The 13,976-nt window shown below is 59.4% G+C and carries 13 protein-coding genes; 1 reads left to right on the top strand and 12 read right to left on the bottom strand.

All coding sequences use genetic code 11. The features are described from left to right. Positions 1–23 precede the first annotated feature (23 nt). Genes AUC60_RS13595 through AUC60_RS13580 form a run of 4 tightly spaced genes read right to left on the bottom strand, consistent with a single transcriptional unit; the run spans position 24 to position 3,684 of the window. Positions 24–1,223, bottom strand: coding sequence for an ABC transporter substrate-binding protein (locus AUC60_RS13595; RefSeq protein ID WP_087268017.1), 1,200 nt, complete (start codon positions 1,221–1,223; stop codon positions 24–26). Then, positions 1,189–2,034, bottom strand: a complete 846-nt coding sequence (locus AUC60_RS13590; protein ID WP_087268013.1) for an ABC transporter ATP-binding protein — start codon at positions 2,032–2,034, stop codon at positions 1,189–1,191. Before AUC60_RS13590 ends, AUC60_RS13595 begins: the two co-directional genes overlap by 35 nt. After that, positions 2,031–3,101: an acyl-CoA dehydrogenase family protein gene (locus AUC60_RS13585; protein ID WP_087268011.1), complete on the bottom strand. Its 1,071-nt coding sequence runs from the start codon at positions 3,099–3,101 to the stop codon at positions 2,031–2,033. The genes AUC60_RS13590 and AUC60_RS13585 overlap by 4 nt, the downstream gene beginning before the upstream one ends. A gap of 22 nt (positions 3,102–3,123) precedes the next feature. Continuing rightward, positions 3,124–3,684 carry a carboxymuconolactone decarboxylase family protein gene (locus tag AUC60_RS13580; RefSeq protein ID WP_087268008.1) on the bottom strand — a complete coding sequence of 187 codons (561 nt, stop codon included), beginning with the start codon at positions 3,682–3,684 and terminating at the stop codon, positions 3,124–3,126. Between the two features lie 103 nt (positions 3,685–3,787). Here AUC60_RS13580 and AUC60_RS13575 point away from each other — a divergent pair, with 103 nt between their 5' ends. Further along, a complete protein-coding gene (locus AUC60_RS13575) occupies positions 3,788–4,699 on the top strand; it encodes an AraC family transcriptional regulator (RefSeq protein ID WP_087268005.1) in 912 nt (303 codons plus the stop codon). 40 nt (positions 4,700–4,739) lie between these two features. Here the strand turns inward: AUC60_RS13575 and AUC60_RS13570 are convergent, their stop codons facing one another. The 8 genes from AUC60_RS13570 to AUC60_RS13535 all read right to left on the bottom strand — a co-directional run bounded on the left by AUC60_RS13570 (position 4,740) and on the right by AUC60_RS13535 (position 13,725). After that, positions 4,740–5,468: a UTRA domain-containing protein gene (locus AUC60_RS13570; RefSeq protein WP_087268001.1), complete on the bottom strand. Its 729-nt coding sequence runs from the start codon at positions 5,466–5,468 to the stop codon at positions 4,740–4,742. Between the two features lie 115 nt (positions 5,469–5,583). Then, positions 5,584–6,189 (bottom strand): nicotinamide riboside transporter PnuC, encoded by a 606-nt coding sequence (gene pnuC / locus AUC60_RS13565; RefSeq protein ID WP_087267998.1) that lies wholly within the window; start codon positions 6,187–6,189, stop codon positions 5,584–5,586. Between the two features lie 57 nt (positions 6,190–6,246). Further along, positions 6,247–7,083 (bottom strand): 5'-nucleotidase, lipoprotein e(P4) family, encoded by an 837-nt coding sequence (locus AUC60_RS13560; protein ID WP_087267995.1) that lies wholly within the window; start codon positions 7,081–7,083, stop codon positions 6,247–6,249. Between the two features lie 7 nt (positions 7,084–7,090). Then, positions 7,091–9,313, bottom strand: a complete 2,223-nt coding sequence (locus AUC60_RS13555; protein WP_167384347.1) for a TonB-dependent siderophore receptor — start codon at positions 9,311–9,313, stop codon at positions 7,091–7,093. Between the two features lie 114 nt (positions 9,314–9,427). Beyond that, on the bottom strand, positions 9,428–10,309 hold the full coding sequence (locus AUC60_RS13550) for a sulfurtransferase (protein ID WP_087267992.1): 882 nt from the start codon (positions 10,307–10,309) through the stop codon (positions 9,428–9,430). Beyond that, positions 10,306–11,460, bottom strand: a complete 1,155-nt coding sequence (locus AUC60_RS13545) for a phosphotransferase enzyme family protein (protein ID WP_087267989.1) — start codon at positions 11,458–11,460, stop codon at positions 10,306–10,308. The genes AUC60_RS13550 and AUC60_RS13545 overlap by 4 nt, the downstream gene beginning before the upstream one ends. Beyond that, positions 11,460–12,377 (bottom strand): ABC transporter substrate-binding protein, encoded by a 918-nt coding sequence (locus tag AUC60_RS13540; protein ID WP_087267986.1) that lies wholly within the window; start codon positions 12,375–12,377, stop codon positions 11,460–11,462. The genes AUC60_RS13545 and AUC60_RS13540 overlap by 1 nt, the downstream gene beginning before the upstream one ends. A gap of 325 nt (positions 12,378–12,702) precedes the next feature. Next, positions 12,703–13,725: an aldo/keto reductase gene (locus AUC60_RS13535; protein WP_193441862.1), complete on the bottom strand. Its 1,023-nt coding sequence runs from the start codon at positions 13,723–13,725 to the stop codon at positions 12,703–12,705. Positions 13,726–13,976 lie beyond the last annotated feature (251 nt).

Here is a 13,976-nt window from a genome sequence, read left to right as displayed (position 1 = left end):
GGCTGCGGAATTTCGGGTCGTCGTCAAATGCCGAACTCCTCAGTGCGCTCGAAGCTATCCCCGAGCCCGAAGGTCTTCAGGCCGCCCACAGCCGCAATACTGTTGCGCACAAAGCGATCATCCACCAGGTCGCGGGCGGCATACGCCGGATCCAGGTCGGTAAGGAAGCCTTTGTCGCCCTCGATCAACGTGTCTTTCAGACGGCGCACCAGTGCTTCGGTGTAACTCGGATAAGGGTACGGCTGGAAATCGATCCGATGCTCATCCCACTGCGCGTGCTGGATGGCACCGCTGGCCAGATAGCCTTGCCGCTCACTAGCCTGAGGCGCCAACACTCGATCGAGCACCGATTGGGCGTGCGGCGTATAGCGATTCTGGCCCTCTTTGGAAAGCAGCTTTGCCGCCTCGGCGCGATTGTCACGAGTCCAGACCTGAGCCTGCACGATGGCGTTGACCACTTTTTGTGACCACTCGGGACGGTTATTCAAATCATGCTCGTGCATGAACACCACACAGCAGGCATGGTTGCGCCACAGGTCACCTGTGAAGCGCTGAATACGTCCGACCTTGAGGTCTTCGGCCAGGGCGTTGAAAGGTTCAGCGACGATGTAGCCCGCAATCCGCTTACTGGCCAGTGCCGGAGGCATGTCTGAAGGAGGCAGCACAATCAGGTTGACCTCATTGGCCCCCAGTGCCGCACCACCTGACTTGCTGACCGGCACCAAGCCGTTATCACGCAACAGCCCTTGCAGTACAACGTTGTGTACCGAGTACCAGAACGGGATCGCCACCGTCTGGCCGCCCAGTTGTTTGACGTCGTGGATGTGGGGCGCAACGGTCAGGCCCGAGCCACCGACGTGGTTCCACGCGACCACCTTGGCAGGCACCTTGCTCGCGTAACGCGCCCAGACAGTCATCGGTGACAGCAAATGAATGACGTTGACCTGCCCGGAGATAAACGCCTCGATAACCTGCGCCCAACTGCGCAGTAAAACCGGCCGCTCTGCCTTGATGCCCTGCGCCTCGAACAAACCGTTGTTGTGAGCCACCAGTAACGGCGTCGCGTCGGTGATAGGCAGGTAACCGATTCGCACCGGAGCATCAGGTTCAGCCGCAGCCCTTGCCTGCAAGCTGTTGAGCAAGGGTAATGCGCCCGCTGCCGTCAGTATTGCGCTGAGTTTCAGAAAGTCACGACGAGTGTGATTGAAGTCGTCCAGGCACATTGCCATTCTCCGGTGAGTCGAGCGATTTAAGGGTGTTGTTTGAATTGCGGCTCGCCCGCCGAAGGGTTTTGAGTATCTCGATACGCAGTGTGCCCAGTTCTTCGACCAGCTCGGCCCGGGGCTGAGGCAGATCAATGCGCCACTCGCCTAACGTCCGCGCCGGGGTGTTGCCCAGTAGCAGGATTCGATCGGAGAGCAGCAAGGCTTCATCAATGTCGTGGGTAATCAGCAACGCTGCGGTGTCATGCCGCGCAATTACTTTTAGCAACAGTTGTTGCATGTCCGTACGGGTCACTTCATCCAGCGCGCCGAACGGCTCATCCAGCAGCAACACCTGTGGCTGGCGCGCCAGGCAACGGGCCAGAGCCGTACGTTGGGCCATACCACCCGACAGTTGCGCCGGGTGATAGTGGCGTACATGATCCAGCCCCACCTCTGTGATCGCCTGAGTGATACGGGCCTCGCGCTCGACGTCAGTCAGGTGCGGCTGGCGAGCAAAATCGAGTCCGAACGCCACGTTCTTTTCCAGCGTCAGCCAAGGCAGCAGACTCGGATCCTGAAAGGCAACGGCCACCCGAGGATGTGGGCCATTCAAAGGTTCACCCAGCAAGCTGACACTGCCTTCTCGGGCCGTCTGCAGGCCTGCCAACACGCGCAGCAGGCTCGACTTGCCGACGCCGCTGGGGCCGAGAATGGACACGACCTCGCCCTTGGCCAATTTCAGGTCAAAATTTTCCAGCACGCTCTGCCAGCCATCATCACGGGCATAGCCCAGACCGATACCCGACGCCTCCAGCAACAGCCGACTCATGCTGCGTCTTCCGCGGCGTGGCGACGAAGCTCGGCACGTAGCTGCACCAGACTCGGCGTGACGATTGGCAGGAACGCTGACTCACGCCAGCGCCGCGCGAAATGGCTGCCGTATTCACATAGAAAGGCTTTGCCGCCACTGGCCTGGAGCTCCAGCTGTACCGCGCTCGCGGCCGACTCGGCCAAGGCAATACGCAGACGAAACAGTGCCGCCGGTTGAGTCAGGAAGCGGCCCTCCAGCAGCCCACGCTTGAGTTCATCCACGGTGTTTTGTAAATGGAGCGTGTGCTCCTCCAGCTCACCACGCAGGACTGAACGCGAACCCTGTAAATGATTGTCGACCTCCTTGAAGGCGCGCCGTGCAAGCCCTATCGACATGCCGCATTGCAACCCGAGAAACGCCGGACGTACTGCTGGCAGAAACTGCCGGGCATCTTCGTGCAGCAACCAGTCGGCGTTCAGTTGCACGTCCTTGAGTTGCAGTGCGGCGGTGTTGCTCGATTGCAGTCCCATCAATTGCAGGTCATCAGTGCGCTGCAAGCCCTCGGCAACCTGTGGGATTGCGAGAATAAACGGCTTGCCGCCCTGCTCGTGCTCAATGGCCGCGGCGACCACAAAACCACTTTTGCGCAGGTTCGTCACCCAGTGCAGCCGGCCATTCAGCGACCAGCCATCAGCGTGTGGCTGAGCACTGATCTGTAATGACTCAATGCCCGAGAGGAACTTCATCGCGTTGGATAACCCTGTCGCACCCGCCAACTGACCACTGAGCAAATCCGGCAGCAACCGCTGACGCAATGCTGTGTTAGGGCTGTACAGCAAATATTCGATAAATGCCCGCTGGCCCCATAACACGAACGCGGCGGCCAGTGAGTGGCCCGCCACGTGTGCAACCGCTTCGACGGCATCCGCAACATCACCGCCGCTGCCGCCCTGTTCGCTCGGGATGCCAACACCCAGCACCTGCGCAGCGACCAATTGCGCCAGTACCTGCTCAGGATCGTGACTGCCAAGGTCAAGCGCGTTGGCGTGGGCATCCAGCCATTGGCTTGATTCGGAGTTGAGCATGATGGTTCTCCCGTGCTGCGTATTAATGGTCTGGCCCCTGCCACTGGTAAGGCGCAAGTTCAGGATTGAGCGGCGTCCTGGCAAAGACATTGGCGAAGTTGCACAAGGTCGCCAGGCTCACGCCGAGGATCACCTCCAATGCGTGGCCCTCGCCGTAACCGACCTTCAGAAACGCCGCATAGTCCGTATCGCTGACATTGCCCCGGGTCGCGATCACGGCGCGGGTAAACGCGGCCAATACTTCGAGTTTTTCCTCGGGCAGCGCCTGGCCCTCGCGTAGCGCATCGACCACGGGCTGTGGCAGTCGAGCCTTGTTGAGCGCCACGGACGTATGCCCCGCAACGCAAAAACTGCATTCATGGGTGGTCGCCGCAATCAACTGCACGACTTCCCTTTCAGCCAGACTTAGCTCAGCCTTGCCGTTGAGTGCCGATACGGTGAGATAGGTTTCCAGCGCCGCTGGCGCGTTAGCCAGCACCCCGAGAAGATTGGGGATGAACCCGGAGGTCGCCTGAGCTTTTTCCAGAAAGCCCTTGGCAGCCTCCGGGGCGCTTTGTATAGAGTGAACAGTGACGCGAGACATGGAGTGGACTCCTTGATACAAGATGGGTCCAAGTCTGTTGGTTATAAGAATTCCGATCCATATTCTAAAGTCGCAATTACTTGCTCCTGAGTGTTTCCCTTAGATGATTTCTTCAAGCCCCCTTATCGATTGGTTATTAGAAAGCCTGGAGCTGGACGCCAGCTTGTTCCACGTGGGTCGCTATTGCAGTGGCTGGCACGCCAGCACTCACGGTATGGCGCGAGCCAGCTTTCATCTGGTGATACAAGGACATTGCTGGTTGCACATTGATGGCGAAGAACGGGCACGACGGCTCAACAGTGGCGATGCAGTGTTCCTGCTACGAGACCTTGACTATCGACTGTCCAGTGAAGCGCAGCCTGAACTTGCGCGTAGCCAGCCACGGATCGAGATGCAGGCACTGGACAGTCAGGCCACCGAAGGGGTCGGTCTGGTCTGCGGCTTTTTCCATTTCCAGCCCGGCTTGTCAACGCTGCTGATCGAAGCGCTGCCCGACTGGTTGATCCTGCGTGCAGACGAGCCATCATCCGATGCGGCACGCAGCCTGTTCCAATTGATTCTGCTGGAGTGCGACCGCCAGCCAGCGCCCTCTTCTTCCATTCTTGAGCGGCTCAGTCACCTGTTGTTTTTATATGTCCTGCGTCAGCACGTGGCCGACAACCAGGCTCTGCGAGGGCTGGTGGCGCTGGCTAAACACCCGGCGTTTGCCGGGCTGCTGGCAAAGATGATCGAAGATCCGCAACAGGCTTGGGGTCTGGAAAGCATGGCGGCCTGCACCGGTCTGTCTCGCTCAGCGTTTTTCAAGCGTTTCAACGAATTGGCAGGCCAGTCGCCGGGACAGGTTCTACTGATGCTGCGCATGCGTCATGCGTGCCGTTATCTACAGGCCAATAAAACCGTAGAGCACGTCGCGACGGCCGTGGGTTATCAATCCACGGCAGCATTCACCCGCGCCTTTAACAAAACCATCGGCGTCCAACCCGGTGCCTATCGCAAGCAGCACGAAGTCCGTTAGCTCTTCCCGGATTTTTGGCACTAAGGCATAGATGCAGCCGCTACCCCGGATAACGGGTTTCCATGACCACCGACAGCGCATCCGACCGCCAGAACTCCTGATCAAACTCTACTGGCTGCTCCTGCTCACCAAAGTTGAGCCGTTCCAGGTAGAGGCTGCTGGAGCCCGGCGTCAATTGCAGTAACTCGGCCTGATGCTCATCCAGGGTGCCGGTGTGCATGGCCAGTTCGCAGCGCGACTGCACACGTCCAAAACGCTCTTTTAGCACGCTGGTCAGCGAAGTATTCAGGTCGGCCTCAAGCAGGCCTGGGCACCAACTGGCGAGCAGCGTATTGAACTCCAGCAACACCGGCCGACGATCCACCCAGCGACGCCTTTGCAAATGAAACACTGGTTCGTCAGCCGACGCCAACCCCATGCGCCGGGCCAACCAGATGCCAGCCGGACGCAGCTCGGCGTGCAGGCACTCGGTCATGGGTGTACGGCCTTGGGCGACGACATATTCCATGAAACCGGTAATACGGGTCGGGTCATAACGAATGCGTTGCGGGCTGACATACCAGCCACGACGGTTTTCGCGATAGATCAGACCTTCCGCTTCCAGTTGCTGCAAGGCCTGACGCAACGTCACCCGCGTACAGCCAAAGCGTTCAGCCATCTCCCGTTCCGAAGGGAACTTGTGATCGGCGAGTGGCGCGCCGCCTGCGATATCCGCCGCGATTTCATCACGGATTCGCAGGTAGTGAGGTGATATCGGGTCGAAAGGCATTTCTGAATTCCTGTACGACCGGCTTTAGCCGGGAGCAATATTTCTGACGAAAGATGTGCAGCGAATGTGCCGACGTCCTCCCGGCTGAAGCTGGTCCTACAAAATTGCGCGCCCCCTACCCCCCGACTCCTATCTGCCCGCTCAACACCCCACGCCGTGCCTCCTGGCTCAGCAGATCACGCCGCCAGGCGCGATAGCCATAGAAAGCCAGCACCACAAATCCGGCGTACAAACCGGCAGTCAGATCCAGATCACGGTGCAGGTACATGCCGACGTAGACGCAATCGAGGACGATCCATAACCACCAGCTTGCGACATATTTGCGTGCCGCCCAGACGCTGGCGACCAGACTGAACGCGGTCAGCGATGCGTCCAGCCACGGCACGGCGGCGTCAGTAAAGTGCGCCATCAGGCTGCCAAGCAGAACAGCGGCCAACGCCCCGACGATCAGGCTCAAAACCGCGGTGCGCAGCGGCAGGCGCGCCACATGAACCTTGCCATTGTCCAGCCCGCCCTGGCTCCAGCGCCACCAGCCGTAACCTTGGAGGAAGGCGAAAATCACCTGCAACAGCATGTCCGAATAGAGTTTTGCATCGTAGAAAATCCACGCATACAACAACACCGCCACCACACTCACCGGCCAGCACCAACGAATGCGTTGGGTGGTAAGCCACACGCCAATGATATTGATGAGCACCGCGATTATTTCCAGCGTTGACATGTTTGCCCCTCGGTCCGCTGGCGCGCGGCGCCAGCCTGGAAAGCATTAGCGTTGGCCTTATTGCTGGAGATCCAGCGCCTGTTGTTTGAGCTCGCGTTTGCGCGTCATGGGCAGGTCTTCCTGATCACCATAAGGTGCGCTGTACCATTTGCCATAAGTCGGATTAGGCAGCAGGAACCAGCGCTGCCCCAACCAGGCCAGATAGGGCGCGGCTGCCTTGCGCTGTGCCGCGAGGTTATTGCTGTCGGCCTGAACGAAATCACCAAACGAATCCCCCACCAGCATCAAAACCCGTGCGTGGCTGGCGACCCATTGGCGACGACAGGTTTTGCCATAACCATCCTTCTCGCAACCACCAGTGGGGGTTGCCGCAGCCAGGACCTGCTGCGCATCGCTCACCGGAAAACCCCGCAGGCGCAGGTTTTTCACCGTTGCTGCTACCTGCGAATGCTCGCGGTTGGTCAGGTAATAGACTTTCACGCCACGCTGAGCAGCGGCCTGAAGGAAACCGACCGCCCCCGGCAAATCCTGTGCCTTGGCCTGATCCACCCAAACGTTCCAGCGGTCATAGGAGTAGATCTGGTCGTTGCGGATATCACGGGCATTGAGCGGGATGTTATCGAGCAGCGTTTCGTCGATATCCACGATCACCGCTGGCGGCAAACCGCTCAGGTTGCGTGGCGCTTGCGGCAAGGCGTCCCAGGTCGGATCAGCCAGCGCAATATCAAGTTGCCGTGTGGCGCTGTCGAACACCTGTCGGTAGATCAGCTCATGCTCGATGGACGTTTGCGTCCACAGCACCGCGTCCAGTTGATCGTTGGCCGGTGGTCGTTGCTGACATCCGGCGAGCGCGGCGAATAGCGCAAGCGTGCCACTGATAAAAAGCTTACTCATGCTGACCTCAGAAATTCACAGTGGCTGACAATCGCGCAGTACGTGGCGCGCCGGGGAACAGATAGCCGTCGCCCGCAGACTCGCCCACATCACGCCAGTAGCGTTTATCGAACAGGTTATCGACGGTCAGGCGCAACACCGTGTCATAGCCCTCGACCCTGGTGCTGTAACGACCGCCGACATCAAACACCGCATAGTCGTCGACTTTCACGCTGCCCTGCCTGTTTGCGTACTTGCTGCCGCTGTACTGCACACCACCGAGCAAAGCCAGGCCGTTGAAGCCAGGAATGCTGTAGTCACCGTGCAGCGCAGCGCGAAATTTGGGGACGTTGATTGCCTGATGACCGTCGTATTCCTCGGTGCCACTGCCGGAGACGCGTGCGCGAATCGCGGCGACGCTGGCCGATACTTGCAGGTTGGAGGTCACGTGACCATTGGCAGACAGTTCAAGCCCGGTATTTTTTTGCTTGCCTTGCTGAACATAGGTCATGGTCCCATCGTCGTTGGGACGGTTGTACTGATAGTCCTGTGTGATCTGGAACAGCGCGGCTGTCAGGCTCAATCGCTGCCAGTCGTGCTTGACGCCCAGCTCGATTTGCCGGGACGTCGTCGGTGGCAGAATCTCATCGGCGTTGGTGCTGAACCAGGACGCTTCGCCTCCCAACGACAAGCCTTTGCTGTAGCTGATGTAGAGCGAAGTGTCCGGACGCGGTTTGTAGATCAGCGCCGCCTGAGGCAGAAACTCCGCGCGCTGCGTATGCCGGGTGGTAGCACCGTCGCTGTCATAGCTTTCCTCATCAAGGCGAACCTGGCGCCCGCCAAGTACGGTTTGCCACTGCTCGTTGAAGCTGATCCGGTCGGTGGCGAAAACACCGTACTGGCGGCTGTCCAGACGGCGATAGGTATGGCCCAACTCACCTGAATAAGGCTCGAAAGTATCCGGCGTGGTGCCAATGCTGCCACTGCCAATGTATTCATTGATCGAGGCACGACGATCCACCAGACGGCGGAATGCTGTGGTCCCGAACGTCAGGTCATGCTTGAGGAATCCGGTGTCGAACTGCCCGTTGATCGCGGCCTGAGCTTCGTCATTGCGACGGGTGTCGTCAGGACTGCGGTAATCCGAAATATCGTACTCGCCCTCGGGGCTGAAATAGTTCGCCACGTTCACGCCTGCACAACTGGCCGAGCCATAGCAGCCCCAGGCAAAGGTGCTGTAGTCATCAATCACCACGCGGCTGCGCGAGGCGCTGAGGCTGGCTTTCCATGAGTCGTTGAAACGGTACTCGTATAGCCCGTCCAGGTTAAGCGACTCGATACCTACCGGATTGGACCAGCTCTGGTAGCCCAGCAGATCACGTGGGTTGGGGTTGTGAGGCACCGTGGTGCCGCCCAGTAATTGGTAGCCCGGCACGGAGCGCTGTTCGCGGTTCTGATACTCGGCGTTCAGTTGCAGCACGCTGTCAGGGCTGATGTTCCAGTCCACCGCCAGCGAAGCAAAATCGCGCTTGCCGTCGGCGTGATCAACGTAGGAGCGAATGTCCTCATGCGCCAGGTTGGTCCGGATGCCCAATTGCTGCTCGCTGCCAAACCAGCCGCCAAGATCGGTGGCCAGGTAGCGCTCGCCCTGCTCATTGGTCGAGACCGTGACAGAGCGTACATTTTCTGGACGCTTGCTCACGTAGTTGACCAGCCCACCGGGCTCCGACACGCCGCTTTGCAAGCCAGCCAGACCTTTGAGCAACTCGACCTGCTGCTTGTTTTCAAGCGCAACGTTCTGTTCGCCGGTAATGGTCCGGCCGTTAATCTTGTAGCTGCTGGCTGAGTTAAGGGCGAAACCGCGCACCACGAAATTCTCGTAGTAGCCGACAGGGGCATAGCTGTCGCCCACCGAAGCATCGTTGCGCAGCACTTCGCTGAGTAGCCGCGCCTGCTGGTCCTTGAGTCGTTGTTCGGTGATGACGGCAATGGATGCCGGCGTGTCCAGCAATGGCGCCTGACCAAACCCGCCCACCGCGGCCTCAGTCGCCTGATAACCAGTGTCCTGTTCGCCGAGGACCGTGATTGCACCCAGCTGCACGCTATTGCCTGCGGCTGTCTCGCCTTCTGCCCATGCCGTACCGGCCAGCAAACCATTGCCCACACCGCAGGCCATCAATACGCCGACTCTCAGCAGGTTCGGCGTAAACCTCGGAGCGGTTGACTCGGATGTTCGATAAGAAATAACCATGAAAGCTCCTTTGTGGGCGCTGTATACCGGCGCTTTTTGCCGGGCGCAAGGCCGCAAACGCGCCGGGTCTGCAAACAGCCCCGGTACAACTGGATTATTGAAGGCCAGAAGGCGTCAGGCCGGAGCTGCTCCGGTGGTCATTGGCAAGCTGAAATCGGCGGCCCATTCTTGAAGCGAGCCGTCGTAAATGAAGACGTTGGAGCGTTCAAGCAATGTAAGCGCCAGCGCCTGCGCAGCGGCGGAGATCCCTCCCCCGCAATACAGAATCAGCGGTGCAGAAGACTCAAGTAGTGGAGCAAGTGCGACTTGCAGGGCATCGGTATTGAGGTAGCGCCCGTGCTCATCGAACAGCGTACGGGCGGCAAGATTGATACTGCCCGGGATGTGCCCGCGACGTGCATAACGGCTCACCGCAGTGCCATCAAACAGCGCGGCTGACAATGCACACACCAGCGTGCCGGGGCGTTCCCCCGCCAGAACAGCCTGAACGCCTGGACGATCAATCCAGAAGCCGTCCTGGAAATCGGCTTGCCAGTTCACCGGGCGAGCGACTACGGATCCCGATTGCTGAGGTAAACCGGCGCGTTGCCAGGCACGCAAGCCCCCATCAAGTACCTGTGCCTGCAGACCGAGACTGCGTAGCATCCACCACAGGCGAGCAGCCCAGAATCCGTCGTTACGGTCATACACCACGACGCGTCGCTGAGCGTTGACACCCAATGCAGCCAATGCGGTGCTCAGGGTCTGAGCATCTGGCAAAGCGAAACTGAACGAAGCGTGCGGATCGCTGAGGCCAGCCGCGTACAGGTCCGCATGCAGCGCACCGGGAATGTGTCCCTGCAACCAGCCGTCACGACCGCTGCCCGCTTGATAATCAGCATCGAAACGTGGCGCTGGCAACTCGACCGTGGCATCCAGAATCAGCACATCTGACCTGTCCAGAATGGCGTGCAGTTCACTGACCTGAATCAGGATGGAGCGCGCTGACGAATTCATGACAGCACGCTCTCCGCGAGACTATTGATATGTGTAAGCAAACGCTGACCTTCAGCTCCATTGAACCAGCGCGTATGACCCATGAGGTAGGCGTCGTAAGCAATATTGGCATTGGCGACGGAACCCACTACACCCTGGTAATAAGCAATTTCAGACAAGGCGAAATCCGTATGTACCAGCGGCAGGAGCGCGGCCAGTGTCTGGAAATCCTGCGCCGACAGCGGCCTCACACGTTGGTAACCGGCGACAATTGCATCCACGGATTCCAGCGATGCTGGGGCACTGTCGCCGCTGTCCAGCTCCAGCCACGGCACGCAGTTACGTTCAAGCGCGGTCGCGAGATCAAACAAGGCAAAGGTCTGATCGGCGAGCCCAAAGTCCAGCACACTGCTGACCTGGCTGGCTTGCGACTCGGTGTTCCAGAGCAAATTGGACGCGTGCCAGTCGTTATGGGTCCACAACGGTTGTTGCTCGGCCAGCAACGGATACAACGCCCGATGAAACGGCAGATGCAGCTCCGTCAGATCACTGCGCCAGTTGCGCTGGTTTAAATAATCCGCGAGCGCTGGGTTGGCATTAGCCGCATGTTCAATGGCCGCTATGGGATCGCGCTGATTGAATAGACGGAAGTTGGCCAGCAACACCGGCGCCTGTCGTGGCGGCGCGCAGTAACCCGCAGCAGCCTCATGCAGTCGAGCCAGCGCCTGACCGGCAGCCAACGCATGCCGATGCTCTGCAAACGGCGTCCAGGACAGCGCCTCACGATACAGATCCTGCCCCGCCGCGATGGCATGCACCTCATACGTCCACTCGCCGATAGCGATGGCGGTTTCACCCTGCTCGTCCGCCAGCACTTCAACGACCGGCACACCGTTGCGTCGAAGATGAGCCATGAAGCGATGTTCTTCGCTCAACCAGCCAGGCTCGCGGACCGAACGGTGATGACGTTTGACGAACACCGAACCGGTCGAAGTGCTGACGAGGCAAGCGGCCGAAAATGGCCGAGGGCTGTGCCAGGTCAGAGCCCGCAACTCGCCGACACCGGGAAAGCGCCGCAATAACTGTTCGACCGCCCCGGCGGAAATGGCAGGCCAGTCCGGCGCTACCGGCTCCACCCCCAAACCGTGGCCGATCAATCCCTCGACAGCCATCACACAAGCTCCGGCAGGTACGAGTTAGTGGTCGCACCTTGCCAGGCATTGCCATCGTCCAGCACCTGATACTCATGCAACCACTGCGCATAAGGTTGCAACAGGCTTTGGCGCTGCTCGCCCCACTGACCTTGATGTAACCAGGTGGGCGCAATTCGTTGCAGGGATTGGGCAAGCAGCTCGCTGGGGAAGTAAGGCGTGACGTGCTCGTAAGACTGCAAGGCGCTCAATGGATCCTGCGCGGCGGCAAGGAAGCCGCGTGCAGTGACCGCCACGAATGCGCAGATCAGCTCAGGCTCAGCGGCCAGAGTGTCTTCGTGCGCGCCCAGCAAATAGCTGTGATACGGCGGAGCACCGATTTCATCCACTGGCCAGACCACCCGGCGCTCTTCAGCAACAGGGCTGGCCATTAACGCCTCCCAGGCCCAGTAACCGCCAAAGCTGGCGTCCGCAACACCTGCCGCCAATTGCTCCGGGCGCAGTTCGCGTACGCCGCTGTCGACCATGATTACCGCATCCGGATCGCCGCCGTCTGCCGCCACCAGATGACGAACCATGGCCAGACCACGAGGTGTCGGGTTCAGCGCGAGGCGTCGGCCGGCCAGATCCCGTGGTCGGGAAATCCCTGAATCGGTGAGGGTCTGGATTGACTCGAGGCCACGGTGATTGATCGCTGCGATGCCCTGCAACGGCTGGCCCAGCGCCCGACGCACCAACAAACGATTGCTCGGGAACACGCCGAACTGCACCGCTTTGTTCAGCAGGTGCTGGAGGGTGTCGCCATGCCACGGATCGTGTACGACCAGTTCGACATCCAGTCCGGCCTCGCGGTACCAGCCGCGCTCGCGAGCCAGATAAAACCCTGCCGAATTCGGCCAGGGATGGAAGTACTCGAGCATCACCCGTACAGCAATCATCACCGCGCTCCTGCCCTGCCACTTCTCCGTGTCGGGCCCTGTTTTTGAGTGAGCGATTTATAAAGGTGAAATCTGGTATATACCAATATCGTTTATTGCTATGGATATAGCTGATTGTATTTTGGAGTGCAGTTACTTTAGCGGGTCAGCTTCAACCGGGAAGAAGTCAGTGCAGCCGACGCTTTTCCATCGTCAGAGCCATCGCCTTCCCGGATAAATTCGGTCCCACAGGAGTATTTAGAACCCGTGGGAGCGAGGCTTGCCCAGGATAAGGTCACCAAAGGCTAACTGTCAGGCCTGAAGCTCCCTTGTTATAAACCCTGTCTCAAACCCGCGATTGACGCCCGAAAAACGGATGGCTTGGGTCGTTGTAGCCCGGTGTCGAGGAGTGCCCGGTGACAACAAGATCATTCACGAACGCCTCGTCTTCGGCTGTGAACGCGTAGTTCAGCGCAGGCACGTAATCGTTCCACTGCTCTTCGGTACGCGGACCGGCAATGGCCGAGGTGACCAGCTTGTTGTTAAGCACCCAGGCCAAGGCAAATTGACCAGACGTGATGCCTCGCGCTGCGGCATGGTCCTTGACTCGCTGAGCCAGGTTCAACGACTCGGCGCGCCATTCGGTCTGTTGCAGGCGTGGGTCGTTACGCCCGGCGCGGGTGCCTTCGGCCGGAGGCAGAGTTGGATCGTACTTGGCGGTCAGAACGCCACGGGCCAGCGGGCTGTAAGAAACAACGCCGATCCCGTAGTACTCGGCCGCAGGCAAGTGTTCGACCTCAATCTGACGGTTAGCCAGGTTGTACAGCGGTTGAGTGGCAGCAGGACGTTCGATGCCCAGCAAGTCAGCAGTACGGCTGAATTCTGCGAGTTTCCAGCCACGGTGGTTGGACAAACCATAGGAGCGGATCTTGCCCGCACGGATCAGGTCCGACAGCGCCCGCAGGGTTTCTTCCACCGGCACGCTGTCATCTTCGCGATGCAGATAAAGCAGGTCAATGTAATCAGTGTTCAAACGCTTGAGGCTGGACTCCACCGACTGAAGGATACTGGCCCGTGAGGCACCACGATCATTCGGCGCACGGCCCCCAGGATTGGGGTTACCGAACTTGGTAGCCAACACCCAGTGCGAACGACGCTCGGCGATCAATCGGCCCACCACTTCCTCGGACGCTCCGCCGTTGTAGTTGTTGGCGGTGTCGATGAAGTTGATGCCCTGTTCAAATGCCTTGTCGACAATGCGCTTGGCGACCGCATCATCGGTCTGCTCACCGAACATCATGGTGCCCAGGGTAAGTGGCGAGACCTTGACGCCGTTGCGGCCAAGGTTGCGGTATTCGATAGCGCTCATGGGTGCTCCAGAAATGGGTTGATGACTTCGGCGTTGAGTTGGCTCGCCTGCAAGATACTCCTGAAACAAATGCAAGGGGATACCAATCGAGGCTCACACGATTCAAATCCTGCTGCGCAGCCAACCGGCCCTTTAGGAGCTCACGAGCACCGCGAGGCAGCGATGGTGTACTGTCTGAGACCACGCTATCGCGGCCTCGCGGTGCGAGTGCGCTCCTAAAGGTCCAGTGTTCACTTCACGACAGCGCAGTA

It is taken from the genome of Pseudomonas caspiana (assembly GCF_002158995.1).
In the GTDB taxonomy this organism is placed as follows: Bacteria; Pseudomonadota; Gammaproteobacteria; order Pseudomonadales; family Pseudomonadaceae; genus Aquipseudomonas; species Aquipseudomonas caspiana.
Note: the sequence above shows the minus strand (reverse complement) of the source record. Positions and strands in the feature narration are given on the sequence as shown.

Bases quoted from the DNA above. Each gene is read 5' to 3' on its own strand.
- AUC60_RS13560 (WP_087267995.1), bottom strand. From the start codon at position 7,083: ATGAGTAAGCTTTTTATCAGTGGCACGCTTGCGCTATTCGCCGCGCTC.
- pnuC (WP_087267998.1), bottom strand. From the start codon at position 6,189: ATGTCAACGCTGGAAATAATCGCGGTGCTCATCAATATCATTGGCGTG.
- AUC60_RS13575 (WP_087268005.1), top strand. From the start codon at position 3,788: ATGATTTCTTCAAGCCCCCTTATCGATTGGTTATTAGAAAGCCTGGAG.
- AUC60_RS13535 (WP_193441862.1), bottom strand. From the start codon at position 13,725: ATGAGCGCTATCGAATACCGCAACCTTGGCCGCAACGGCGTCAAGGTC.
- AUC60_RS13545 (WP_087267989.1), bottom strand. From the start codon at position 11,460: ATGGCTGTCGAGGGATTGATCGGCCACGGTTTGGGGGTGGAGCCGGTA.
- AUC60_RS13595 (WP_087268017.1), bottom strand. From the start codon at position 1,223: ATGTGCCTGGACGACTTCAATCACACTCGTCGTGACTTTCTGAAACTC.
- AUC60_RS13540 (WP_087267986.1), bottom strand. From the start codon at position 12,377: ATGATTGCTGTACGGGTGATGCTCGAGTACTTCCATCCCTGGCCGAAT.
- AUC60_RS13570 (WP_087268001.1), bottom strand. From the start codon at position 5,468: ATGCCTTTCGACCCGATATCACCTCACTACCTGCGAATCCGTGATGAA.
- AUC60_RS13550 (WP_087267992.1), bottom strand. From the start codon at position 10,309: ATGAATTCGTCAGCGCGCTCCATCCTGATTCAGGTCAGTGAACTGCAC.
- AUC60_RS13580 (WP_087268008.1), bottom strand. From the start codon at position 3,684: ATGTCTCGCGTCACTGTTCACTCTATACAAAGCGCCCCGGAGGCTGCC.
- AUC60_RS13590 (WP_087268013.1), bottom strand. From the start codon at position 2,034: ATGAGTCGGCTGTTGCTGGAGGCGTCGGGTATCGGTCTGGGCTATGCC.
- AUC60_RS13555 (WP_167384347.1), bottom strand. From the start codon at position 9,313: ATGGTTATTTCTTATCGAACATCCGAGTCAACCGCTCCGAGGTTTACG.
- AUC60_RS13585 (WP_087268011.1), bottom strand. From the start codon at position 3,101: ATGCTCAACTCCGAATCAAGCCAATGGCTGGATGCCCACGCCAACGCG.